This is a genomic window from Corynebacterium sp. HMSC05E07, from assembly GCF_001807225.1.
In the GTDB taxonomy this organism is placed as follows: domain Bacteria; phylum Actinomycetota; class Actinomycetes; order Mycobacteriales; family Mycobacteriaceae; genus Corynebacterium; species Corynebacterium singulare.
The window spans coordinates 1-259 of record NZ_KV788259.1 but is presented as its reverse complement, the minus strand read 5'-3'; the positions used below and the strand labels follow the sequence as shown (position 1 = coordinate 259).

Annotated in this window: 1 protein-coding gene; it reads left to right on the top strand. The window is 60.2% G+C overall.

What is annotated here, in order from left to right; genetic code table 11:
* Positions 1-259, top strand: a 259-nt coding sequence (locus tag HMPREF3149_RS13960; RefSeq protein WP_246819992.1) for a hypothetical protein, incomplete at both ends; no start/stop codon positions are given.

The window sequence follows — 259 nt, the reverse complement described above, 5'->3', positions numbered from 1 at the left end:
GTTGAGGCTGCGGTTGCTTTCGAGAAGCTGTTCTCTAAGCAGGTCAATGAAGATGGCGAGGATGCTCCGAATGAGGAGGGTGACGGTAACCTGATCACCACTCACGAGGACATCAACGACAAGGATCAGACGGTTCCGAAGGATAAGGAGACCACGACTCCGACCGAGCCGACTAACCCGACGGAGCCGACGGAGCCGACTGAGCCGACGGAGCCGACTGAGCCGACGAAGCCGACCAACCCGACGGAGCCGACCGAGC